Origin of the sequence: Pseudomonas sp. FP2196 (genome assembly GCF_030687715.1) — a bacterium.
Lineage (GTDB): Bacteria > Pseudomonadota > Gammaproteobacteria > Pseudomonadales > Pseudomonadaceae > Aquipseudomonas.
This window is the reverse complement of sequence record NZ_CP117445.1, coordinates 5,822,553-5,844,635: the sequence shown is the minus strand read 5'-3', so window position 1 is coordinate 5,844,635 and position 22,083 is coordinate 5,822,553. Positions and strand designations below refer to the sequence as shown.

At 60.4% G+C, this 22,083-nt stretch carries 21 protein-coding genes; 8 read left to right on the top strand and 13 right to left on the bottom strand.

From position 1 onward, the window contains the following. Nucleotides 1–365 precede the first annotated feature (365 nt). Together PSH79_RS26280 and PSH79_RS26275 are read right to left on the bottom strand one after the other, a co-directional pair. Nucleotides 366–1,562: a class I SAM-dependent rRNA methyltransferase gene (locus PSH79_RS26280; RefSeq protein WP_007913577.1), complete on the bottom strand. Its 1,197-nt coding sequence runs from the start codon at nt 1,560–1,562 to the stop codon at nt 366–368. 117 nt (nt 1,563–1,679) lie between these two features. Continuing rightward, the gene (locus PSH79_RS26275; protein WP_305440337.1) at nt 1,680–2,219 is read right to left on the bottom strand and encodes a type 1 glutamine amidotransferase domain-containing protein; all 540 of its coding nucleotides are present in this window, start codon (nt 2,217–2,219) and stop codon (nt 1,680–1,682) included. Nucleotides 2,220–2,447: 228 nt separating this feature from the next. Between PSH79_RS26275 and PSH79_RS26270 the strand changes: the two genes are divergently transcribed. The 3 genes from PSH79_RS26270 (at nt 2,448) to PSH79_RS26260 (ending at nt 4,478) form a co-directional block, all read left to right on the top strand. Continuing rightward, a complete protein-coding gene (locus PSH79_RS26270; RefSeq protein WP_305444090.1) occupies nt 2,448–3,260 on the top strand; it encodes an HDOD domain-containing protein in 813 nt (270 codons plus the stop codon). Nucleotides 3,261–3,272: 12 nt separating this feature from the next. Further along, nucleotides 3,273–4,085: a bifunctional DNA-formamidopyrimidine glycosylase/DNA-(apurinic or apyrimidinic site) lyase gene (mutM, locus tag PSH79_RS26265; RefSeq protein WP_305440336.1), complete on the top strand. Its 813-nt coding sequence runs from the start codon at nt 3,273–3,275 to the stop codon at nt 4,083–4,085. A 69-nt stretch (nt 4,086–4,154) separates the two neighbouring features. Continuing rightward, nucleotides 4,155–4,478: a multidrug transporter gene (locus tag PSH79_RS26260; protein ID WP_305440335.1), complete on the top strand. Its 324-nt coding sequence runs from the start codon at nt 4,155–4,157 to the stop codon at nt 4,476–4,478. A 151-nt stretch (nt 4,479–4,629) separates the two neighbouring features. On the opposite strand, the gene PSH79_RS26255 is transcribed toward PSH79_RS26260, so the two are convergent. The 5 genes from PSH79_RS26255 to PSH79_RS26235 form a co-directional block, all read right to left on the bottom strand. Further along, complete coding sequence (locus PSH79_RS26255) at nt 4,630–4,881, bottom strand: YfhL family 4Fe-4S dicluster ferredoxin (protein ID WP_003195146.1); 252 nt, start codon at nt 4,879–4,881, stop codon at nt 4,630–4,632. Nucleotides 4,882–4,983: 102 nt separating this feature from the next. Then, complete coding sequence (coaD, locus tag PSH79_RS26250; protein WP_202698266.1) at nt 4,984–5,463, bottom strand: pantetheine-phosphate adenylyltransferase; 480 nt, start codon at nt 5,461–5,463, stop codon at nt 4,984–4,986. Between the two features lie 115 nt (nt 5,464–5,578). After that, complete coding sequence (locus tag PSH79_RS26245) at nt 5,579–7,174, bottom strand: GMC family oxidoreductase (RefSeq protein ID WP_305440334.1); 1,596 nt, start codon at nt 7,172–7,174, stop codon at nt 5,579–5,581. 50 nt (nt 7,175–7,224) lie between these two features. After that, nucleotides 7,225–7,770, bottom strand: a complete 546-nt coding sequence (locus tag PSH79_RS26240) for a twin-arginine translocation pathway signal protein (protein WP_305440333.1) — start codon at nt 7,768–7,770, stop codon at nt 7,225–7,227. Nucleotides 7,771–7,799: 29 nt separating this feature from the next. Then, complete coding sequence (locus PSH79_RS26235; RefSeq protein ID WP_305440332.1) at nt 7,800–9,230, bottom strand: coniferyl aldehyde dehydrogenase; 1,431 nt, start codon at nt 9,228–9,230, stop codon at nt 7,800–7,802. Between the two features lie 146 nt (nt 9,231–9,376). Between PSH79_RS26235 and PSH79_RS26230 the strand changes: the two genes are divergently transcribed. Both PSH79_RS26230 and PSH79_RS26225 read left to right on the top strand, forming a co-directional pair. Then, nucleotides 9,377–10,048, top strand: coding sequence for a TetR/AcrR family transcriptional regulator (locus tag PSH79_RS26230; protein ID WP_305440331.1), 672 nt, complete (start codon nt 9,377–9,379; stop codon nt 10,046–10,048). A 32-nt stretch (nt 10,049–10,080) separates the two neighbouring features. Continuing rightward, complete coding sequence (locus PSH79_RS26225) at nt 10,081–10,935, top strand: sulfurtransferase (protein ID WP_305440330.1); 855 nt, start codon at nt 10,081–10,083, stop codon at nt 10,933–10,935. A 52-nt stretch (nt 10,936–10,987) separates the two neighbouring features. Here the strand turns inward: PSH79_RS26225 and PSH79_RS26220 are convergent, their stop codons facing one another. From PSH79_RS26220 to PSH79_RS26195, 6 genes are all read right to left on the bottom strand, one after another. Continuing rightward, nucleotides 10,988–11,986, bottom strand: a complete 999-nt coding sequence (locus PSH79_RS26220; protein ID WP_305444088.1) for a hydrolase — start codon at nt 11,984–11,986, stop codon at nt 10,988–10,990. A 79-nt stretch (nt 11,987–12,065) separates the two neighbouring features. After that, nucleotides 12,066–13,571 (bottom strand): pitrilysin family protein, encoded by a 1,506-nt coding sequence (locus PSH79_RS26215; protein ID WP_305440329.1) that lies wholly within the window; start codon nt 13,569–13,571, stop codon nt 12,066–12,068. Next, on the bottom strand, nt 13,564–14,886 hold the full coding sequence (locus PSH79_RS26210; protein ID WP_305440328.1) for a pitrilysin family protein: 1,323 nt from the start codon (nt 14,884–14,886) through the stop codon (nt 13,564–13,566). Before PSH79_RS26210 ends, PSH79_RS26215 begins: the two co-directional genes overlap by 8 nt. A gap of 137 nt (nt 14,887–15,023) precedes the next feature. After that, complete coding sequence (rsmD, locus tag PSH79_RS26205; RefSeq protein ID WP_305440327.1) at nt 15,024–15,626, bottom strand: 16S rRNA (guanine(966)-N(2))-methyltransferase RsmD; 603 nt, start codon at nt 15,624–15,626, stop codon at nt 15,024–15,026. Then, a complete protein-coding gene (locus PSH79_RS26200; RefSeq protein WP_305440326.1) occupies nt 15,626–17,113 on the bottom strand; it encodes a pitrilysin family protein in 1,488 nt (495 codons plus the stop codon). The genes rsmD and PSH79_RS26200 overlap by 1 nt, the downstream gene beginning before the upstream one ends. Next, a complete protein-coding gene (locus tag PSH79_RS26195) occupies nt 17,106–18,461 on the bottom strand; it encodes a pitrilysin family protein (protein WP_305440325.1) in 1,356 nt (451 codons plus the stop codon). Before PSH79_RS26195 ends, PSH79_RS26200 begins: the two co-directional genes overlap by 8 nt. Nucleotides 18,462–18,806: 345 nt before the next feature. Here PSH79_RS26195 and ftsY point away from each other — a divergent pair, with 345 nt between their 5' ends. From ftsY to ftsX, 3 genes are read left to right on the top strand one after another with little or no spacing between them, the layout of a single operon-like run. Beyond that, complete coding sequence (gene ftsY / locus PSH79_RS26190; RefSeq protein ID WP_305440324.1) at nt 18,807–20,282, top strand: signal recognition particle-docking protein FtsY; 1,476 nt, start codon at nt 18,807–18,809, stop codon at nt 20,280–20,282. Then, nucleotides 20,279–20,950 carry a cell division ATP-binding protein FtsE gene (gene ftsE, locus PSH79_RS26185; RefSeq protein ID WP_008065082.1) on the top strand — a complete coding sequence of 224 codons (672 nt, stop codon included), beginning with the start codon at nt 20,279–20,281 and terminating at the stop codon, nt 20,948–20,950. Before ftsY ends, ftsE begins: the two co-directional genes overlap by 4 nt. Continuing rightward, complete coding sequence (gene ftsX / locus PSH79_RS26180; protein WP_305440323.1) at nt 20,947–21,972, top strand: permease-like cell division protein FtsX; 1,026 nt, start codon at nt 20,947–20,949, stop codon at nt 21,970–21,972. Before ftsE ends, ftsX begins: the two co-directional genes overlap by 4 nt. Nucleotides 21,973–22,083 lie beyond the last annotated feature (111 nt).

Genomic DNA, 22,083 nt, shown 5'->3' with positions numbered 1-22,083 from the left:
AGAAAAGCCAGGTTTGCGATTTTGTTGGTTTCCAGAGAAATCTTTTTCATGATGTGAACTCCTTGTTCGTTGAAAGTTTAAGTCACCTCGTGGCGACAACTTCATAATAGTTTGTAATGGATTATTGGCAAGTGGATATTAAGTAGGAATGCTCCAGTAATTTTGTCGGAATAATCTTTAGCTGGAGATGTGCTTTGTAGGTTAAGTTTCAATAATTAAAAGACGTAAGGAAATATCCTGCACGTTCATAGGAAGGCAAGTGTAGGACGTCGAGAACGTCGGAAGGAATAAAAGGCGCCGAATGACCGCCAGGGCCAGGCGTACAGCAAACGGGGAGCCTGCTGGCTCCCCGTTATCCGCATTGATCAGCTGTTAGGCAGCAGGCGGCAGGTGATGCTCTTGATGTAGCGGGTTTCGGCAATGGCCGGGTGCACCGGGTGATCCGGACCCTGACCGCCGCGCTCCAGCAACTGGATGTTGCGATCCAGGTGACGGGCACTGGTCAGCAGGATGTTCTGCAGATCGTCTTCCGGCAGGTGCATCGAGCACGAAGCGCTGACCAGGATGCCGTCCTTGTTGAGCAGGCGCATGGCTTGCTCGTTCAGACGACGGTAGGCGCCTTCACCGTTCTTCATGTCTTTCTTGCGTTTGATGAACGCTGGCGGGTCGGCCACGATCACGTCGAAGCGCTCTTCGCTGGCTTTCAGCTCTTTCAAGGCTTCAAATACGTCGCCTTCGATGCAGGTCATCTTGTCGGCAAAACCGTTCAGCGCGGCGTTGCGCTCGACACCGTCAAGGGCGAAGGCCGAGGCATCGACGCAGAACACTTCGCTGGCGCCGAACGCGGCGGCCTGTACGCCCCAACCACCGATGTAGCTATAGAGGTCGAGTACGCGTTTGCCTTTGGCGTAGGGGGCCAGGCGCGCGCGGTTCATGCGGTGATCGTAGAACCAACCGGTTTTCTGACCCTGAATGACCGGGGCTTCGAATTTCACGCCGTTCTCTTCCAGTGCGACCCACTCCGGCACCAGACCGAACACGGTTTCGACGTAGCGGTTGAGGCCTTCGGCGTCACGTGCGGCGGAGTCGTTCTTGAACAGAATGCCGCTTGGCTTGAGCACTTGGGTCAGCGCGGCAATTACGTCGTCTTTGTGCGCTTCCATGGTTGCCGAGGCAATCTGCACCACGAGGATGTCACCGAAACGGTCGACCACCAGACCTGGCAGCAGATCGGAATCGCCGTAGACCAGACGATAGAACGGCTTGTCGAACAGACGTTCGCGCAGCGACAGGGCGACGTTCAGGCGATGCACCAGCAGCGATTTGTCCAGCGCAACTTTAGTGTCGCGCGACAGCAGGCGGGCGCAAATCAGATTGTTCGGGCTCATGGCCACGATGCCCAGCGGTTTGCCGCCGGCAGCTTCGAGGATCGCCTGATCGCCAGCATTAAAGCCGTGCAGTGGCGTGGCGGCCACGTCGATTTCGTTGCTGTAGACCCACAGGTGACCGGCGCGCAGGCGACGGTCGGCGTTGGCTTTGAGGCGCAAGCTAGGCAGGGACATGACGTCGCTCCGGAAAAAAGAGCGGGAGTATACCGTGTTGCGACTTGTGTCGGGTTTGGCGTGCGATGAAACGCTGATGACCTCTTCGCGAGCAGGCTCGCGAAGAGGTCATGAACGCTACGCCGACAGAGCGTCGATCAACTCACGACTGAACGCCGGAATATCATCCGGCTGACGGCTGCTGATCAAGTGACCGTCTCTGACCACTTCCTGATCGACCCAGTGGGCGCCCGCATTCACCAGATCATCCTTGACCGTTTTGTAACTGGTCATGGTCTTGCCATTGACCAGCCCCGCCGAAATCAGCAGCCAACTGCCATGGCAGATCACCGCAATCGGCTTGCCGGCGGAGGTGCCGGTCTTGACCAGGTGCTGGGCGTCCTGATCGATGCGGATGGTGTCGGAATTCTGCACGCCGCCGGGCAGGACGATTGCGTCGTATTGCTCACTGCTGGCGGCCTGGAAAGTCTGGTCGACCGTGAAGTCATCGGCCGGTTTGTCGTGGTTCCAGCCTTTGACCTTGCCAGCTTCCGCCGAAAGGATATCGACTTGAGCGCCAGCCTCTTCCAGGGCCTGTTTGGGACCCGTCAATTCAACCTGTTCGAAACCATCGGTTACCAAAAAAGCGACGCGCTTGCCGTTGAGGGAAGTGGCCATCAGTAAGCTCCTGAGTCTGTGGGGATTTGCCGCCACGTGGGACCGCAATGATCCTGTGGGCATTACAGAGTCCGAAGCCGGGGCTTGAATGAAAGTTCCTGACAATTGCCCACTGGTGTGTCGTCCAGCGGTTTTTAGGGGTTAGAATCGCCGCCTGTCCCAGAGTGTGTACTTATGTCCCAAGAGCTGACCACCGAACAGATTCAACAATCCCTGCAAGGCATCAGCGTGCCCGCGCAGCCGCAGATCATGGTGGATCTGCAAATGGAGCAGTACATGCCCGACCCGGACCTGGAGGTGATCGCCAAGCTGATCGCCCAGGATCCCGGCCTGTCCGGCGCGCTGCTGAAAATCGTCAACTCGCCGTATTACGGCTTGAGCAACAAGATCACTTCGATCCAGCGTGCGGTGAATCTGCTGGGCAGCCGTTCGATCATCAACCTGATCAACGCGCAGTCGATCAAGGGCGAGATGAACGACGACACCATCGTCACTCTCAATCGTTTCTGGGACACCGCCCAGGACGTGGCGATGACTTGCCTGACCCTGGCCAAGCGCATCGGCACGCAGGCGGGCGATGAAGCCTATGCGTTGGGCCTGTTTCACGATTGCGGCGTGCCGTTGATGCTGCAGCGGTTCCCTAATTACATGTCGGTGCTGGAAACGGCCTACGCCAATGCCACCTCTGAATGTCGAGTGGTGGACACCGAAAACGCCGAGTTCAACACCAACCACGCGGTGGTCGGTTATTACACCGCCAAGTCCTGGCGACTTCCGGAGCATGTCAGCACGGCCATTGCCAATCACCACAATGCCCTGGCGATTTTCAGCGACGAGTCGTCGCGCAACAGTCAGATGAAAAACCTGTTGGCGATCCTCAAGATGGCCGAGCACATTTGCGCTTCGTATCGCGTGCTGGGCAATCAGACCGAAGACTACGAATGGAGCAGCATCGGCCCGCTGATTCTCGATTACGTGGGGTTGTCGGACTATGACTTCGAAACCCTCAAACAAACGATCCGCGACCTCGGCGCGCATTGATTCGAGGACGCCATGCCTGAACTGCCGGAAGTCGAAACCACTCGCCGGGGCATCGCCCCGCATCTGGAAGGCCAGCGCGTCAGCCGGGTGATCGTGCGTGACCGTCGGCTGCGCTGGCCGATCCCCGAAGACCTTGATATGCGTCTGTCCGGGCAGCGCATCGTGTTGGTCGAGCGACGGGCCAAGTATCTGTTGATCAACGCAGAGGTCGGTACGTTGATCAGCCATTTGGGTATGTCGGGCAATCTGCGTCTGGTTGAGGCCGGTCTGCCGGCGCTCAAGCATGAGCATGTCGATATCGAACTGGAGTCGGGCCTGGCCCTGCGTTACACCGATCCACGGCGGTTCGGCGCGATGTTGTGGAGCACCGATCCGCTCAATCACGAATTGCTGATTCGTCTCGGGCCGGAACCGTTGACCGATCTGTTCGACGGCGAGCGCTTGTTTCAGCTGTCGCGCGGGCGTTCGATGGCGGTCAAGCCGTTCATCATGGACAACGCGGTGGTGGTCGGGGTCGGCAATATCTATGCGACCGAAGCGCTGTTCGCCGCCGGCATCGATCCACGCCGCGAGGCCGGGGGCATTTCCCGGGGGCGTTATCTGAAGCTGGCGATCGAGATCAAACGCATCCTCGCTGCTGCCATCGAGCGTGGCGGCACTACGTTGCGTGATTTCATTGGCGGTGACGGGCAGCCAGGGTATTTCCAGCAGGAACTGTTTGTTTATGGCCGAGGCGGTGAACACTGCAAGGTCTGCGGCACCGGTCTGCGTGAAGTGAAGCTCGGCCAGCGTGCCAGTGTGTTCTGCCCGCGCTGTCAGACCTGAGGCAAAGGGCCGAAAAAGTCCTACGGTCTATAGTGAGTTGTCTCACTGTTCAGCCCGAAGGATCGTGCCATGAAATCCTTGCAAGCCCTCTTCGTCACCCTGCTGCTCTGTTCCAGCCTGGCTGTTCAAGCCACGGAAAGCGGCAGCGGTGATCCGCGCTACACCATCCAGAACCCACCGGCCTACGCGATGATAGGCGACTTGCTGATTGCCCGACCTTTGCTGGTTGTGGCGACGGTGATCGGTGCAGGGGTGTTTGTGGTGTCGCTGCCGTTTACCGCGCTAGGCGGCGGGATTGGTGATGCGGGGCAGGCGTTGGTGGTCGATCCGGCGAAGGCGGCGTTTGTGCGGTGTCTGGGGTGTACCGGGGAGGGGTTTGAGCAGCGTGAGTGAGCTGATCCGGATATTGCGGTGTTGCTGATGGCCTCATCACGGGCAAGCCCGCCCCCACAAGTATTTTGGTGTTCACACGATTTGTGTATCACCACAGAATCCTGTGAGAGCGGGCTTGCCCGCGATAGGGGCTGTGCAGGCGCTGAAGGACTCAGGCCTTGCCGGTAATCTTGCGGTACTTCTCCATCAACTGTTCTTCAGTCTCTGGATGCGCTTCGTCGAGCGGAATGCAATCCACTGGGCAAACCTGCTGGCACTGCGGTTCGTCGTAGTGGCCAACGCATTGGGTGCACAGGTTCGGGTCGATCACATAGATCTCTTCGCCCTGGGAGATGGCGGCGTTCGGGCACTCGGGTTCGCAGACGTCGCAGTTGATGCAATCGTCGGTGATGATCAGGGACATGCTAACTCCAGCCGGGGCGGCAGGCCCGGGCGCTATAAATCAATGCGCGCAATTGTGCCGCATTGACGCCCGCAGTGCACGCGGGCGCCGTTTGAACGGTCGTTACTTCTTGAAGCGCTGGGTCAACGCGTCGGCCACGGCCGGGTGGACGAACTTGCTGATATCGCCGCCCAGTGCGGCGATTTCGCGGACCAACGTCGACGAAATGAACGAATAACGCTCGGAAGGGGTGAGAAACAGACTCTCCACATCCGGGGCCAACTGGCGGTTCATGTTGGCCAACTGGAATTCGTATTCGAAGTCCGACACCGCCCGCAAACCACGCAGGAACACATTGGCGTTCTGCTCTTTGGCGAAATGCGCCAGCAGCGTCGAGAAACCGACCACTTCCACGTTCGGCAGGTGTTTGGTGACCTCGCGAGCCAGTTCAACCCGTTGTTCCAGCGGGAACAGCGGATTTTTCTTCGGGCTGGCGGCGACCGCAATAATCACGTGATCGAACAGGCGCGAGGCGCGTTCGACCAGATCGCCATGGCCCTTGGTAATAGGGTCGAAGGTACCTGGGTACAACACTCGGTTCATCGCGTCGTCCTGGCGGGAGTCCGTTGGGGAGTCGGATGGTATCGCAGCCGTCCCGGTCGGCCAAGTCGCCTTTTGGGTAAGAAAGCACTATAGACGATAGGAATAATCCGCTTTTTCATGGGTTTTTCAGCCGATCAGCGAGGGACGTCGCCAATTGTGCGGTGAGACCATACACCGACAACTGCGGGTTGGCGCCGATGCTGGTGGGGAACAGCGAGCCGTCGTGAATCGACAGATTGCTCAGTTGATGATGGCGGCCAAGGCTGTCGGTAACGGCGCTCTTGGGCTCTTCACCCATCGCGCAGCCGCCCATGACGTGGGCGCTGCCCAGTCGTGTGCGATACCGCTCAAGGCTCAAGCCGTCGATCAGCGCGCGCGCCTCGGCCAGGGTTTTCACGTAGCGGGCGTCGGCATGCATCGGCATCACCGCTTTGGCGCCGCCGGCGAACTGGATCTCGGCCATGCTGTGGAAGGCGCGGCGCAGGCCTTCCCAAGCGTAAGGCGAAACCTGGTAATCGAGCACCGGCGAGCCGTCGCCGCGCAATTCGACGCTGCCGCCCTGGCTGTCGGGGTGAAAGCCGTCGCGTAACAACGCCAGCATCGCGTGGGTGTGCGGCAGATCGGCCATGTGCTCGGCGTTCTGCTGGCCAAAACCACCGAGTAAAGTCGCCGCCAGCGCCGGGTGCAGCGGTGGCACTTCCAGCTTGTAGCCCATCGACCCGGTCGCCCCGTCCTTCCACTGGAAATAGTCCGTGTAGATCGACTGTGGCGCGCCGTAGAAAGGGTTGATCACCTCATCGAAGCGTCCGGCGGACATGTTCACCAGATGCAGAAACGTGCGTTTGCCGAGGGTCTTATGCGGATCCGGCGCATCCGAACGCAGCAATAATGCCGGGCTGTTGATGCCGCCGCCGGCCAGAACGTAATGCCGCGCCTTGACGATGATTGTGCGGCCGGTCGGTTCGACGCAGCGCTCGTCCATGGCCACGCATTGCAGGCCGGTGATTTTATCGCCGCTGATCTGCAGCTTTTCCGCCCGGGCCAGATAGAGCAACTCGCCACCCTTTTCCAGCGTCGCCGGAATGGTCGTGACCATCATCGATTGTTTGGCGTTGGTCGGGCAGCCCATGCCGCAGTAGCCGAGGTTCCAGCAGCCGCGCACGTTGCGCGGGATCACGTGCCAGCTATACCCGAGTTGCTCGCAGCCTTTGCGGATTACGTCGTTGTTGGCGTTGGGCGGAACCATCCATGGTGCAACGCCGAGGCGCTGCTCCATTTTTTCGAACCACGGGGCCATATCTTCGGGGCTGTGGCCTTTGACGTTGTGCTCTGTGGCCCAGTGTTCCAGGGTCGGTAGCGGCGTGCGGAAACTCGAGGTCCAGTTGATCAGCGTGGTGCCGCCGACGGCGCGGCCTTGCAGGATAGTGATCGCGCCATCCTTGCTCATGCGGCCGATGCCTTCCTGATAGAGGCTGCTGTAGGCCTGGTCTTCGAGCATTTTGAAGTCGGAGCTGGTTTTCAGCGGGCCTTCTTCGACCAGCAGCACTTTATAGCCCGCAGCGCTGAGGATTTCTGCCGTAGTGCCGCCGCCGGCGCCGCTGCCGATGATGGCGACGTCGGCTTCGAGGGTCAGGTCGTCGCTGAGTTGAGCGCCGTTGTAGGTTTTCCAGCCTCGGGCGAGGCCTTCGCGGAAGGGGTCGGGTACGGGCATCGATCAGGTTCTCTTGTTTTTGTAGTTCTCGCGATAGGTGCGGTTCGGTTTCAGACCGCAGGCGGGCCGGGATAGCCGCAGTGCGCCCAGGAATCCTTGCGGGTGTACCAGGCCATCATCACCATTTGCTGCAGGGAGCTATGGCCCATGCGCAGCAGGTTCAACGAACTGTTTTGCCAACGGTCGAGGAAGTGACGCATCGCTTCGGGACTGGCGTTTTCCCAACTGCCCCAGATCCCGGTGAGCGGGCCACGGGTCACGGCCATGCCCAGCACGTCGAACAGTTGTCGGGTGAGTTTGAGCATTTCCGGCGACAGGTGATCGAGGCTGTAATCCAGCGAATCGAGGGTGCCAGCCACCGCGCCGGGCATCTTCTCGGCGACCACGGCGCCATCAAGCATCACCGGAATCAGCGCGCGCAGAAACAGCAAATCGCCGTCGCGCAAAGTCACGAAACCATTGGCCGCGACGCTCGACGAACAGCCGCTGAGGCTGGCACCGAGACCGGCGGTGGCGAGGAAAGCCGTGGCGCCGAGGCTGAGTTTCAGCAGACCACGACGTGACAGTTCAGGTGTATCGGTCAGGCTTGGGTGCATTGTTTTTATTACCCGGCGATGACGAATATTTAGCGGATGAACAGCTTCTGGATCAGTTTCTGAATCGATTTTCCGTACGGCGGGTAAATCAGTCTGGCCGCGTTGAAGCGCTGTTTAACCAGCACGCCCTTGGCTTTGCTGAATGTCAGGAAGCCTTCGTGACCGTGGTAATGACCCATGCCCGACGCACCGATGCCGCCAAACGGCATATCGTCCTGCGCGACATGCAGCAGGGTGTCGTTCAGGCACACGCCGCCGGAATGGGTTGCTTGCAGCACGCGGTTCTGTTCGTGTTTGTCGTAGCCAAAGTAGTAAAGAGCCAGAGGTCGTGGGCGCTGATTGATGTAAGCAAATGCCTGCTCCAGATCCTGGTATGGCACGATCGGCAGCAGCGGGCCGAAGATTTCGTCCTGCATCACGGTCATGTCGTCGCTGACATTCAGCAGCATGCTGTGCGGCATGCGCCGGCCCTGACCCTGATCGAACAGCGGAATCAGCAGCGCACCTTTGCTGGTGGCATCGCTGACGTAGCCGTTGAGCCGCGCCAACTGGCGTTCGTTGATGATTGCGGTGTAGTCGGGGTTGTCGGTGAGGGTCGGATAGAAACCCTGTACGGCTTGGCGATAGGCTTCGACGAAACCACCGATGCGGTCTTCCGGGACCAATACGTAATCGGGAGCGACGCAGGTCTGCCCGGCGTTGAGGGTTTTGCCGAAGGCGATGCGTTCGGCGGCGTCCTTCAACGGCACGTCGCGGGAGACGATGGCCGGGGACTTACCGCCCAGCTCAAGAGTGACCGGGGTCAGGTTTTCCGCCGCTGCGCGCATGACGTGTTTGCCGATGCTGGTGGCGCCGGTGAATAACAGATGATCGAAGCGCAAACGGGAAAACGCCACGCCGATATCGGCTTCGCCGAGCACCACACAAACCAGATCTTCGGGGAAGATTCGCGCCAGCAACTCCTTGAGCAACAGGCCGGTGGCCGGGGTCGATTCGCTGAGTTTGAGCATCACCCGATTGCCCGCCGCCAAAGCGCCGACCAGCGGGCCGATGGCCAGATAAAGCGGATAGTTCCACGGGACGATGACGCCGACCACCCCCAATGGCTGATAAACCACTTTCGCTGAAGCCGGCTGGAATGCCATGCCGACCTTGCGCCGCGAAGCTTTCATCCAGCCCTTGAGATGACGGCTGGCGTAATGAATGCCGTGCAGGCTTGGCATCAGTTCAGCGAGCAGGGTTTCGTCGGCGCTGCGATGGCTGAAGTCGGCGCTGATTGCCTCGATCAAAGCCTGACGCTGGTTGCTCAGCAAATCGCGCAGTGCCTTGAGCCATTGCTGGCGCTGGGCGGCGGGTGGCATCGGGTTGGCGGCATACGCAGCGCGTTGCGCCGCGAACTGCCGATCAAGCGCTTCCAGGGGCAATTGCAGCGTCTGCAGGTAGGCAATGTCGGCAGTCATGGGCGGCTCAGTATTTATTGTAGTGAGGAACTTTCTAGAGTCTATGCTCTAGAAAGTCAATCAACATCCATGCACAGCAGTGTTTTATCCATTTCCGGTTAGGTCGTAAGATGCTCGTCAACGCACTCTGAATTAAAGCCCAAGCCATGGCCCCACGAATAAAAACCAGCGAGCGTATCGTGCTGAACAGCCTCGAGCTGTTCAATCAGCAGGGCGAGCGCAGCATCAGTACCAATCACATTGCTGCCCATATGGAGATTTCTCCAGGCAACCTGTACTACCACTTCCCCAACAAGCAGGCGATCATCGCCGTCTTGTTCAGTGAGTACGAAAGCCTTGTCGACAGTTTCCTGCGCCCGCCGCAGGGACGCGCCGCGACCGTTGAAGACAAGCGCTTCTACCTCAAGGAGCTGCTCTCGGCGATGTGGCGCTACCGCTTCCTGCACCGCGATCTCGAGCATCTGCTCGATAGCGATCCGGAACTGGCCGCACGTTATCGGCGCTTTTCCCAGCGTTGTATGATCCAGGGCGCGGCGATCTACGAAGGTTTCGTGGCGGCCGGGATCCTCGACATGGATCGCGTGCAGATCGAATCGCTGACCCTCAATGCCTGGATCATCCTGACGTCCTGGGTACGCTTTCTGTGCACCACCCGGGAAAACTCCAATCACCTCAGTGAACAAGCCATTAAACGTGGCGTGTATCAGGTGCTGGTGCTGGAAGCCGGATTTGTCACCGAGCAGGCGCGCGAGCAGGTCAATGCGCTGTTCGAGGAGTTCTATGTGCCACTGGCCCAGGCCCTCGAAGATGTGAAGTAAACCGTTCCGTTGAAATCCCACAGGAGCCCGTTATGCCGATTGCGCAACTGATCAGCCCCAACGCACTGGATGCCCGCAAGGAGCAGCCCGGGCTGGTGATTCTGGATTGTCGTTTTGCCCTCGAAGACCCGGACTACGGTCAGCGCAGCTATGCCGAAGGGCACATTGCCGGGGCGAGTTTTGCCGATCTTGAGCGTGACCTCAGTGGCAAAGTGGTCAAGGGCGTGACCGGGCGTCATCCGTTGCCTGAGCCGGCAGAGCTGATCGAGCGTCTGCAAGCCTGGGGCATCAATGCCAACAGCGACGTGGTCTTGTACGACGACGGCCCCGGAGCCTATGCGGCCCGAGCATGGTGGCTGCTGGCGTGGCTGGGCAAGCGCGACGGTGTGTTCATTCTCGATGGCGGACTCAAGGCGTGGCATGCAGCGGGTCTGCCGCTGAGCCTGGATGCGCCGACCGTCACCCGTGGCCATTTCAGCGGCCAGCCAGACATGAGCCTGTTGCTCAGCGCCGGACAATTGCAGCAACGTCTCGGCCAGCCCGAACTGACCCTGATCGACGCCCGGGCCTTGCCGCGTTTCAAAGGTGAAGTGGAACCGATTGACCCGATTGCCGGGCACATACCTGGCGCTCAATGTGCGGCGTTTACCGACAACCTCGGCAGTGAAGGGCAATTCTTGCCGGCCGATCAGCTAAAGCAGCGCTTTGCCGCGAAACTGGGGCAGCGTTCGCCGTCGGAACTGGTCGCGTATTGCGGCTCTGGCGTGACGGCGTGTCACAACCTGTTTGCGCTGTGCCTGGCGGGCTATCCGTTGGGTTCGTTGTACGCCGGGTCGTGGAGTGAGTGGATCAACGAGCCGTCGCGCGGTATTGCCACCGGCGAATAAACACCTCCTTGTGGGAGCTCGCTCGCTCCCACAAGAGTCTCTTCCTGATTGTTCACGTCGTCAGGCCTGCCAGCCACTGTGGGATGCGCCGTTCCAGGTAATAACCCGGCTGGCGCAACGAGCCATCGACGAAGCCTACATGGCCGCCGCGAGCCTGCAATTCGAATTCGGTGAGGTCTGACAGCTCGCTGGCCAGGGGCAGGCTGTGCGGAAACACGAAAGGATCGTCCGCCGCTTGAATGATCAGGGTCGGCGTGCGGATCTCACCGAGAAAATACCGGCTCGAAGCGCGACGATAGTAATCCTCGGCATCGGTAAAGCCGTGCAGTGGCGCAGTGACCCGGCCATCGAAATCCCAGAAGGTGCGCATATTTTCCAGCGAGCCGAGCGCTGCGAGTGCGGCTACACCATCATCGCGCCCGTCGTGCTGAAACTGGCGTTGCTTGTTCTTGATGTAAGCGACCATCTCGCGCATGAAGTGCGCTTGATAGACCCTGGAAAATCCCTGACCAATCCGATCCGCGCACTGGTCGAGGCGAAACGGCACCGACACTGCCACCGCACCGCGCACGCCGCTGGCACTCCCGGTCTCGCCCAGATGCTTGAGCAACACATTGCCGCCAAGGGAGTAGCCGACCGCATACAGCGGTGCCAACGGACGCTTCGTACGCAGGTGGCGGATGGCTTCGGCAAGGTCTTCGCTGGCGCCGGAGTGATAACTGCGCGGCAGCAGGTTCGGTTCGCCCGAGCAGCCGCGCCAGTTCAATGCCACGCTGGCCCAGCCTTGCGCGGCGAGCGCGCCCTGGATGCCGGCAACGTAAGGTGAGTTAGAAGAACCGGTCAGTCCATGCAGCACCAACACCAGCGGAGTCTCGGCGCTGTGCGGGCCATGCCAGTCGAGGTCGAGGAAATCGCCATCATCAAGCCACAGACGTTCTCGCTGACGATCAAGGTGAACGGTTTTGCGCCACAGCGGCCCCCACAAGGTTTGCAGGTGTGGGTTACCCAGGCCGAAGGCCGGTGCAAAGCGGGGGCTGGGAACAGGGTTCAGTGACTGCACGGCAAATCTCGACAGGTCTTGCGCAAAGCGGCAGGTGCGTCAGGCATCTGCCGCTTTTGAGTGAAAGAACCTAACTTGCCACAAAGCCTGCTTCGGCGCGACACATGCTCTGGGATGACGTGCCGGGCGGTGCCGGCGCGGGGGCGGGTAGCGCCTGCTGCTCGACGGTGGCCCCGACTGTCACCACGCGCCAGCGGTCGGCGGCCAAATGCCGATTCAGCGCCTCATGGATTTGTTTGAGTGTCAGGCGTTGCACTTGTTGCACGGTGTAGTCGAGGTCGAGTGGCAGATCATGGCGATTGATTGTCACCAGTTGCTTGAGAATCTGCCGGTTGCTGGAGCTGTTAAGTGCACTCCTGTTGGCGACTTGAAGCTTGACCTGATCGAGCTCCTGTTGTGTCGGCCCGTCGCGCAGGTAGTCACTGAACAGCGACCGGGTCAACGCCAGCGTAGCCTGGCTGAATGCCGGATTGACCTGCAGGGAAATGGTCAGCAAACCCGCCGTGGCCCAGGAGGTGTTTTCTGCATGGACGTCGTACACCAGCCCGCGCTTTTCCCGTAGTTCGCTCATCAGTCGGCTGTTGGTCGAACCGCCAAAAATCAGGTTGGCGGCGTACAGCGCGGCATAGTCCGCATGGTTTTGCGACACGCTGGTCTGGGCGAGTATCAGGTTGATCTGGGCCAGTGGCTGTTCCTCGTGCAGGGTCCGTTCGGGGCCAACGGGGTTGTGCGCGGGCATTGGCACGACCGCGGTGCCTGCCGGCATGACCGGTAAGGCGTTGCTGATTTGCAGACTGAGCGCCTTTGCCTGCGCCAGTGTCAGGTCACCGACCAGGGTGATTTGCGCCTGACTGGCGCTGTAGAAACGCTGGTGGAAATCTTTTACCTGCGTCCTGGTCAGCGCCTGCAACCCTTGAACCGTGCCATAGAACGGCAGCGAGTAGGGACCGTCCGGGGCGAGCAGTGTCTTGACCAGATGCTCTGGCGAATTACCTGCATCCTGCGCAGCGGAAGTGAGGCTGTCGCGCAGCTCGATTTTCACCCTCTTCAGCGCATCCTCGGTCAGTGTTGGTGCGCCGAGGATCTGCGAAAACAGCTGCAACGCCGGGGCACTTTTCTGTTCATCGCTCAAGCTGCGCAAGGCCAATGTGGCGCGGTCATGATCGATGTTCATGTCGAGTTGCGCGCCCAGGCCGTCAAAGATTTCGACGATGGCGGGCAAGTCTTTGCCCGGTATGCCTTCATTGAGCATGCTGAACGTGGCGGCGGCGAGGCCCGGCGTGGCGCCATCTCGTGCGCTGCCTGCGGCGAAGCTGACATGCAGATCGAACATCGGCAGCTCTGTGGTGCGGATGAACAACACTTTGGTGCTGGTCAGGGTTTTCCAGCCTTTGATCGACAGTGCTCGCGCGGTGCCGGCGACAGGAACCGGCCCCAGGAGCGATTGCAGACGTGGCGCGGGGTAATTTGCCGGCGCGACCGTCACGGTATCTGCCAGCGTTTGAACGCCCGTCAGGCTTGCTACGATTCCCAGTCCGAGCAAAACGCCCCTTGCCTTCCGAAGGCCATTATTCATGAGCCGCCTCCGCCAATACATGCGCAACCGTCAGGCGTTCGCGCGTCAAGAACGTTGACGCAGCCTGCTGGATGTCAGCCGGTGTCACCTGTGCAAGCTCGTCTGAGTCCTTGTCCATCAACTGCCAAGGCAGGTCGATACTCGCCAATGTGGCCAACTCGCGGGCCTGCTCAACGATGGAGTCTTGTGTATAGATCTGTCGGGCAATCAATTGAGTGCGTGCGCGCTCCAACTCTTCGGCTGTCGGCGGGTGGGCATGCAGTTCTTCAATCATTTGCCAGACCCGTGCCTCGGCCGCGTCCAGGTCGTCAGCGTGGGCGCTGGCGAGTTCGGCCGTCATGAGCAGAAGACTGTCGCCGCGTGTGAGCGCGTCATAAAAGGTACTGACGTCGCTGAACAACTGTTCGGTGAATTCCAGGCGTTTTTTCAGGCGTGCACTGTGGGTCCCTCCCAGTAATGCGTCGATCAGGCGCAGGGCGTGTACAGATCGCCGATTTTCAGCGGTGGCAAGCCCCGGCACGTTAAACGCCATGATCAGTTGGGGGGTCGGGACGGCCAGAGACAGCGTCAGTTTGCGTTCACCTGGCTGTGCCAGCTCGGTGGGCCGTAGCAGACGAGGAACAGGGCGCGCCGGCAAGGGGCCAAAGTGGCGCTGCGCCAACCGTTCGACCTGATCGAGCGTCACAGCACCGACAACCACTAGCGTGGCGTTGCCAGGGGCGTAGCGGGTCGCATACCAGTGGCGCAGATCGTCGGCATTCAAACGGTGCAGGTCATGCATCCAGCCAAGAATCGGTGTGCGATAGCTATTGGCCAAATGCGCCACACCGGTCAGACGCTCCAGTGCCAGATCATGGGGAGCATCGTCGGTGCGCAAGCGCCGTTCTTCGCGTATCACCGCCATTTCCGGGGTCAAGTCCGAGGTGCGCAAGTGTGCGGTCGACATCAGATCGGCCATCAACTCGAATGCCACGCCCAGATACCTGGGGGCCAGGATTTGGTAATAGGTCGTGGCATCTTTGCTGGTGAAGGCGTTTTCCCGGGCACCGAGTGTTTGCAAAATGGCCGAGGCCTCGCCGGCGCAGGTTTTGCTGCTGCCTTTGTAGAGCATGTGTTCGAGTGCGTGAGAGAGTCCGCTCTGGCCTGGCGCCTCGTCGGCAGAGCCCACCTTGAACCAGAGTTGTGAGGTCACCAGCGGTGCACGATGGTCTTCGCGCACAAGCACGTTCAGACCATTGTCCAGGGTGAACTGGTGAGTGGGTGGTGCGGGGGCGGCCAGGGATATCAATGGCGCCAGGCAAAGAATGAGCAGCATCCTGCTGCATAACGTATCCATACATGAATCGTCCAAAGTGGTTAACGCAGATTGCGTTAACCACTTTGGCGAGATGCGAGGAGCGATGTGCGGTATCTATTTATGGCTGATGCAGTGACCGGCCATGAAGCGTGGGATCAAGCGCTGCGCTGCCAAAGCGCGTAATACACGCGTCCGGATTTCTGTTCACGGTGCAGGCGCCAGTTGGCCGGCAGGCCGAGGGTCGAGGGTGCCGTTTCGCTTTCGGTATACACCCAGGCGTCGTCGGCCAGCCACTGACGCTCTTCGAGCAACGTGCACACTGCAGGCAGCAGGTTCTGGTTGAACGGCGGGTCGAGGAAGACCAGATCGAACGGCGTAGCGGCCTGGGTTTCCAGGTAGCGCAGGGCGTCGGCAGTCTGCACCTGACCGTTGGTGCAGCGCAGCGTGCCGAGGTGCTCTTTAAGGCTGGAAACCGCGATATTGCTGGCGTCCAGCGCCTGCCCCATGGCCGCGCCACGGGACAACGCCTCGAGAAACAGCGCGCCGCTGCCGGCGAACGGGTCAAGGACCTTGGCGCCGGCCACGTACGGTGCGAGCCAGTTGAACAACGTTTCACGCACGCGATCCGGCGTCGGGCGCAGGCCCGGCGCGTCGGGGAAGCTCAGCTTGCGGCTGCGCCATTCGCCACCAATGATGCGTAACTGATTCACGCCGTTATGCACGTTGTGCGCAGGTTTTTTCGGTGCTCGAGTAGCCATTAATGCTCCGGAACCCCGAGCGGTTGCTCGGCAGGTTTGTCAGATGGGGCCGGTAACGGCTTTTGCGGCACGGTCGGGCCAGCGGTGACGATGACCATTTTGTCCGTGCTCAAGTGTTTGTTCAGGGCGTCGCGGACTTGTTCCACGGTCAGGCTCTGGGACTGACGCATGAAGTCATCCAGATAACTCAATGGCAGATTGTAGAAGCCCATGGCGCCGAGTTGGCCGACGATGTCGGCGTTGCTCGCGGTGGACAGCGGGAAGCTGCCGGCCAATTCGCGTTTGGCGTCGTCGAGTTCTTTCTGGGTCGGGCCGGTTTTCAGGTAATCGGCGAGAACGTCCTGCACCAGTTTCAGGGTGCCCTCGCTCATTTCCGCGCGGGTTTGCAGGTTGATCATGAACGGGCCACGAGCCTGCATCGGGCTGAAGCCGGAGTACACGCCGTAGGCCAGGCCGCGTTTCTCGCGCACTTCGCTCATCAGGCGCGTACCGAAACCGCCGCCGCCGAGGATCTGGTTACCCATCGACAGTGCGGCGTAGTCCGGGTCCTCGCGGTCGATGCCCAGTTGCGCGAGCATCAGGTTGGTCTGCTTGGACGGAAACTCGATGTGGCCAACGCTGGCTTTCGGTTCCTGGGGCTGAGCGATCTTCGCCAGTGCCGGGCCTTTCGGCAGGGCGGCGGAAACCTGATTGGCTATCGCCTCGGCGTCAGCGCGAGACAAGTCGCCGACCAGCGCGATGACCGCGTTGCCTGCCGCGTAGGCCTTGGCGTGGAATTCACGCAGCTGTGCCACGGTGATTTTCGGCACACTTTGCGCACTGCCATCGCTCGAGTGCGCGTAGGGGTGATCGCCGTACAAGCGTTTCATCAGCTCCAGGCTGGCGAGTTTGCCGGGGTTCTGTTTCTGGTATTCGAAACCGGCGAGCATCTGATTCTTGATGCGCGCGAATGAGTCGTTCGGGAAGGTCGGTTTGCCGACCACTTCCGAGAACAGTTTCAGCGCGGGTTCACGTTGTTCGGTGGCACTCAGGCTGCGCAGCGAAGCCAGCGCCATGTCCTTGAAGGCACCGTTGCCGAAATCTGCACCAAGACCTTCGAAACCCTGCGCGATGGCGCCGACGTCCTTGCCCGCAACGCCTTCGTTGAGCATCGCGTTGGTCAGCACTGCCAGCCCCGGCGCATTGCCGTCCTGACTGCTGCCGGCAGCGAAAATCAGGCGCATGTCGAACATTGGCAACTCGTGGGCCTCGACGAACAGCACCTTGGCGCCTTCGGCGGTGTTCCAGGTCTGCACGTCAAGCTTGCGGCTGGCCGGAGCCTTGCCGTCGAGTTCGGCCAGCGATTGCAGTTTCTGGCTGGACTTGGCGCTGTCCAGCGCTTCGCTGGCGTCGGTTCTCGCGCCGGGAGCCAGATAAAATGCGGCGGAACCGATGACTGTTACGGCGATCAGGCCGAGCAACAGGCGTGGGGTTTTGCGCTCACTCATGAGTCGTCTCCAGTGGCAGGGCGTGGGCGACGCTCAGACGTTCGCGGGTGAAATACAGCTTGGCGGCGTTCTGGATGTCTTGCGGGGTTACGCTTTCCAGATCGGCGAGTTCGGTGTCCATCAGCTTCCACGACAGACCGACCGTCTCCAGTTGGCCGATGGCAGTGGCTTGGCTGGTGATCGAATCACGCTCGTAGACCAGACCGGCAATCACTTGAGCCCGCACGCGTTCCAACTCTTCGGCGGACGGTGCGGTGGTTTTCAGTTGTTCCAGCAGCTTCCAGAGACCGGCCTCGGCTTGCGCCATGGTCTTTTTCTTCTGGGTGTTCGGCGTCGCCGACAGGGTAAACAGACTGTCGCCACGGGTGTAGGCGTCGTAGCTCGACGAACCCCCGGACACCAGCTCTTCGCCGCGTTCCAGTTGGGTCGGGATGCGACCGCTGTAACCGCCGTCGAGCAACGCCGAAATCAGGCGCAGGGCGTTGACCGAACGCTTGTCTTCGGCGGTGGCGATGCTTGGTACGTTGAAGCCGAGCATCAGGCTAGGCAGTTGTGTCTGCACATGCAGGGTGATTTGCCGCTCGCCGGGTTCGGCCAGTTCCAGCGGTTGTTTTGCCGGTGGCACGTCGCGTTTGGCGATTGGCCCGAAGTAGCGCTGGGCAAGGGTTTTCACTTCATCCGGCGTGACGTCGCCAACCACCACCAGTGTGGCGTTGTTCGGCACATACCAGGATTGATACCAGTGGCGCAGCTCTTCGACCTTCATCCGGTCGAGGTCTGCCATCCAGCCGATGGTCGGCGTGTGGTAGCCGCTGGCCGGGTAAGCCATTGCCTTGTAGCGCTCGTAGGCCTTGGACATTGGCTTGTCATCGGTGCGCAGGCGGCGCTCTTCCTTGATGACTTCGATTTCCCTGGCGAACTCGTCGGCCGGCAGGCGCAGATTGGCCATGCGGTCGGCTTCCAGTTCGAAGGCCACGCCCAGACGGTCGCGGGCCAGTACTTGGTAGTAAGCGGTGAAGTCATCGCTGGTGAAAGCGTTCTCTTCGGCGCCGAGGTCGCGCAGGATCAGCGAGGCTTCGCCGGGGCCGACTTTCTCGCTGCCCTTGAACATCATGTGCTCAAGCGCGTGGGACAGACCGGTCTGGCCCGGGGTTTCGTAGCTGGAGCCGACCTTGTACCAGATCTGCGACACCACCACCGGCGCGCGATGGTCTTCGCGCACGACGACCTTCAGGCCGTTGTCGAGGGTGAATTCGTGAGTCGGTTGCGGGTCGGCCGCCAGGGCCGAAAGGGGCAGGCAGACTGTGCTGAGCAGCAGGCCTGCAGCGCGGCGGGCTAGAGCATTCATTCGTTTTTTAACCTGTTGGGCTGCCCGCTTGGTCTTAGCCTAGGCGGGCGAGGAGGTGCTAGGATACTGATCCGTTTTACTGGCGGCCACGCCTATCAGGCCTTTGATCGCTCGATAGGTTGTATGGGTTTCCGGCAGAAGCTTTGAGTTTGTCAGCTAAACTCTGCGTTTTCGCCGACGATGCCGTTCCAGTCCTTCGTAATAATCGACCTTTGAGGCGTCCTTGGCGCCTCGACAAAATGTTGCGCGTGAACAAGCTGGGTGAAACACAGTCTGTTCTGCATCGAATATTTATTTGCCGGGGCGCCCTTATGGCGCGTCGCTACCGTGAGATAGCCGTCCTCCATGTTTGGTTCCAACGACGACAAGAAGACCCCAGCTGCGGCTGGCGAGAAGAAAAGCCTGTTCGGATGGCTGCGTAAAAAACCGCAGGAACCCGTCGTCGAACAGCCGCCCGCGATTCCTGAACCGGCCCCTGCGCCTGCTCCTGTAATAGAAGAAGAGCCGGCACCGATCGTTCTGCCGAGTGCCGAGCCGGTGCTGCAACCGGCGGCCGAGCCTGAGCCGGAAGTGGTTGCCGAGTTGCCACTGACCCCGGTTGCAGAGCCGTGGCTGACCTTGCCCGTGGCCGAAGAGCCGGTGGCGCTGGTGGAAGAGGCCGCACCTCACGTAACGCCGCCGATTCCTGCGCCTGCCGCGTTTGTTGCCGATGTCGCACCGGCGCCGGTGGTTGAACCGGTTGTCGAGCCTGCGCCGGTTGCTCCGGTTTTCGTTGCGCCGGTCGCTCAACAACCTGAGCCAGCACCAGCACCCGTCTTCGTTGCGCCGGTCGTGCCGGTCGAAGTGCCAGTCGAGACGCCTGTCGAAGCCCCGCGCACCGAAGAAACCAAAGCCGGCTTCTTCGCCCGTCTCAAGCAAGGTCTGTCGAAGACCAGTGCGAGCATTGGCGAGGGCATGGCCAGCCTGTTCCTCGGTCGCAAAACCATCGACGACGACTTGCTCGACGACCTCGAAACCCGTCTGCTGACCGCTGACGTTGGCGTCGAAGCCACCACGCAGATCATCCAGCGCCTGACCCAGAAGGTCGCTCGCAAGGAACTGGCCGACGCCGACGCGCTGTACAAATCCCTGCAGGCCGAGCTGGCAACGATGCTCAAACCGGTCGAGCAGCCGCTGAAAATCGTTTCGCAGAACAAGCCGTTCGTGATTCTGGTGGTCGGCGTCAATGGCGCCGGCAAGACCACCACCATTGGCAAACTGGCGAAGAAGCTGCAACTGGAAGGCAAGAAAGTCATGCTCGCCGCCGGCGACACCTTCCGCGCCGCCGCTGTCGAGCAATTGCAGGTCTGGGGCGAGCGCAACAAGATCCCGGTCATTGCCCAGCACACCGGCGCCGATTCGGCTTCGGTGATTTTCGACGCCGTGCAGGCCGCCAAGGCCCGTGGTATTGACGTGTTGATCGCCGACACCGCCGGTCGTCTGCACACCAAAGACAACCTGATGGAAGAGTTGAAAAAGGTTCGTCGGGTGATTGGCAAGCTCGACGCCGACGCGCCGCACGAAGTGTTGCTGGTGCTCGATGCCGGCACCGGCCAGAACGCCATCAACCAGGCCAAGCAATTCAACCAGACCGTCGAACTGACCGGCCTGGCGCTGACCAAACTCGACGGCACCGCCAAGGGCGGGGTGATTTTCGCCCTGGCCAAGCAGTTCGGTTTGCCGATCCGCTACATCGGCGTCGGTGAAGGCATCGACGACTTGCGCACCTTTGAGGCCGAACCCTTTGTCCAGGCACTGTTTGCCGAGCGGGAGCGTTCATGATTCGTTTCGAACAGGTCGGTAAGCGCTACCCGAACGGTCACGTCGGCTTGCATGAGCTGAGCTTTCGAGTCCGTCGTGGCGAGTTCTTGTTTGTCACCGGCCATTCCGGCGCCGGCAAATCAACGCTGTTGCGCCTGTTGCTGGCGATGGAGCGTCCAACCAGCGGCAAATTGCTGCTGGCCGGGCAAGACCTGAGCACCATCAGCAATGCACAGATTCCGTTCCTGCGTCGGCAGATCGGCGTGGTGTTCCAGAATCACCAGTTGCTGTTCGATCGCACGGTGTTCAACAACGTCGCGTTGCCGTTACAGATTCTCGGGCTGTCCAAGGCCGAGATCGCCAAGCGTGTCGACTCGGCGCTTGAGCGCGTGGCGCTGTCGGATAAAACCGATCTGTACCCCGGCGACCTGTCCACCGGTCAGCAACAGCGCGTCGGCATCGCCCGCGCCATCGTCCATCGCCCGGCCTTGCTGCTGGCGGACGAACCGACCGGTAACCTCGACCCGCGCCTGGCGGCCGAGATCATGGGCGTGTTCGAAGACATCAACCGTTTGGGCACCAGCGTGCTGATCGCCAGTCACGACCTGGCACTGATCGCGCGCATGCGTCACCGCATGCTGACCTTGCAACGCGGCCGATTGATCGGCGACGGGGAGGCCGGAGAATGAGTGCGACACGCAGTCCGAAGGTTTCCGAACGCGTGGCCCCCAAGGCCGCCGATCCGCAGCCGCAAAAGAAGAAAAAGCACGACGATGATGACGGCCCGGACTTCGCCACGCTGTTCCGCGCCTGGATCGAAAGCCATCGTGCCAGTCTGCTCGACAGCCTGCGTCGTCTCGGCAAACAGCCGATCGGCAGCTTCTTCACCTGCATGGTGATGGCCGTGGCGTTGAGCCTGCCGATGGGGTTGTCGCTGTTGCTCAACAACGTCGAGCGTCTCGGCGGCTCGTGGCAGCGGGCGGCGCAGATTTCGCTGTACCTGCAACTCGACGCCAGCCCGGAACAGGGCGAATCGTTGCGCGAGCAGATCAAAGGTATGCCTGGCGTAGCTGATGCTGAATATGTCGGCCGCGATCAGGCGCTGGAAGAGTTCCAGCAGCAGTCCGGGTTGGGTGAAGCCCTGCGCGAGCTGCCGGACAACCCGTTGCCGGGTGTGGTGCTGGTGACTCCGAATGAGGTCGACAAGCCGACCCTGGAAGCATTAAGACAAAAACTTTCCGAGCTGCCCAAGGTACAACAGGCACAACTTGATCTAGTCTGGGTCGAGCGTCTGGCCGCCATCCTCAAGCTCGGCGATCGTTTTGTCTTCGGTCTGACGGTGTTGTTGGTTTCTGCATTACTTTTGGTGATAGGCAATACCATTCGTCTTCATATTGAAAACCGCCGCACCGAGATAGAAGTGATTAAACTCGTCGGCGGCACCGACAGCTATGTACGTCGTCCTTTCCTTTATATGGGCGCGTTGTATGGCTTCGGTGCGGGACTGCTGTCCTGGGGTGTATTGGCGTTCGGCCTGAACTGGTTGAACGATGCGGTGGTTGGACTGGCCGGCTTGTACGGCAGTGATTTCGCACTGGCCGGAGTGCCAGTTGCCGACGGTCTGTCGCTCTTGCTTGGCGCGGTGCTGTTGGGTTATATCGGTGCATGGATTGCAGTCGCACGTCATCTCAGGGAGCTGGCGCCGAAGTAGAATCTTTTTTGCGCGTGATTGGCCTTGCGGTTTTTTTGGGAACTTGCACTTGAGTTCCCGGTCAATTTTTCGCAGTGCTGAAAGGCACGAGTATGTAAGTCGGAGGTTTTT

Coding starts and splice junctions, on each gene's coding strand:
- PSH79_RS26275 (WP_305440337.1), bottom strand. CDS start 2,219: ATGGCCACTTCCCTCAACGGCAAGCGCGTCGCTTTTTTGGTAACCGAT.
- PSH79_RS26280 (WP_007913577.1), bottom strand. CDS start 1,562: ATGTCCCTGCCTAGCTTGCGCCTCAAAGCCAACGCCGACCGTCGCCTG.
- coaD (WP_202698266.1), bottom strand. CDS start 5,463: ATGAACCGAGTGTTGTACCCAGGTACCTTCGACCCTATTACCAAGGGC.
- PSH79_RS26225 (WP_305440330.1), top strand. CDS start 10,081: ATGCCGATTGCGCAACTGATCAGCCCCAACGCACTGGATGCCCGCAAG.
- PSH79_RS26200 (WP_305440326.1), bottom strand. CDS start 17,113: ATGAGTGAGCGCAAAACCCCACGCCTGTTGCTCGGCCTGATCGCCGTA.
- PSH79_RS26240 (WP_305440333.1), bottom strand. CDS start 7,770: ATGCACCCAAGCCTGACCGATACACCTGAACTGTCACGTCGTGGTCTG.
- PSH79_RS26215 (WP_305440329.1), bottom strand. CDS start 13,571: ATGAATAATGGCCTTCGGAAGGCAAGGGGCGTTTTGCTCGGACTGGGA.
- mutM (WP_305440336.1), top strand. CDS start 3,273: ATGCCTGAACTGCCGGAAGTCGAAACCACTCGCCGGGGCATCGCCCCG.
- PSH79_RS26230 (WP_305440331.1), top strand. CDS start 9,377: ATGGCCCCACGAATAAAAACCAGCGAGCGTATCGTGCTGAACAGCCTC.
- PSH79_RS26245 (WP_305440334.1), bottom strand. CDS start 7,174: ATGCCCGTACCCGACCCCTTCCGCGAAGGCCTCGCCCGAGGCTGGAAA.
- PSH79_RS26260 (WP_305440335.1), top strand. CDS start 4,155: ATGAAATCCTTGCAAGCCCTCTTCGTCACCCTGCTGCTCTGTTCCAGC.
- PSH79_RS26195 (WP_305440325.1), bottom strand. CDS start 18,461: ATGAATGCTCTAGCCCGCCGCGCTGCAGGCCTGCTGCTCAGCACAGTC.
- ftsX (WP_305440323.1), top strand. CDS start 20,947: ATGAGTGCGACACGCAGTCCGAAGGTTTCCGAACGCGTGGCCCCCAAG.
- PSH79_RS26255 (WP_003195146.1), bottom strand. CDS start 4,881: ATGTCCCTGATCATCACCGACGATTGCATCAACTGCGACGTCTGCGAA.
- ftsY (WP_305440324.1), top strand. CDS start 18,807: ATGTTTGGTTCCAACGACGACAAGAAGACCCCAGCTGCGGCTGGCGAG.
- PSH79_RS26210 (WP_305440328.1), bottom strand. CDS start 14,886: ATGCTGCTCATTCTTTGCCTGGCGCCATTGATATCCCTGGCCGCCCCC.
- ftsE (WP_008065082.1), top strand. CDS start 20,279: ATGATTCGTTTCGAACAGGTCGGTAAGCGCTACCCGAACGGTCACGTC.
- PSH79_RS26235 (WP_305440332.1), bottom strand. CDS start 9,230: ATGACTGCCGACATTGCCTACCTGCAGACGCTGCAATTGCCCCTGGAA.
- rsmD (WP_305440327.1), bottom strand. CDS start 15,626: ATGGCTACTCGAGCACCGAAAAAACCTGCGCACAACGTGCATAACGGC.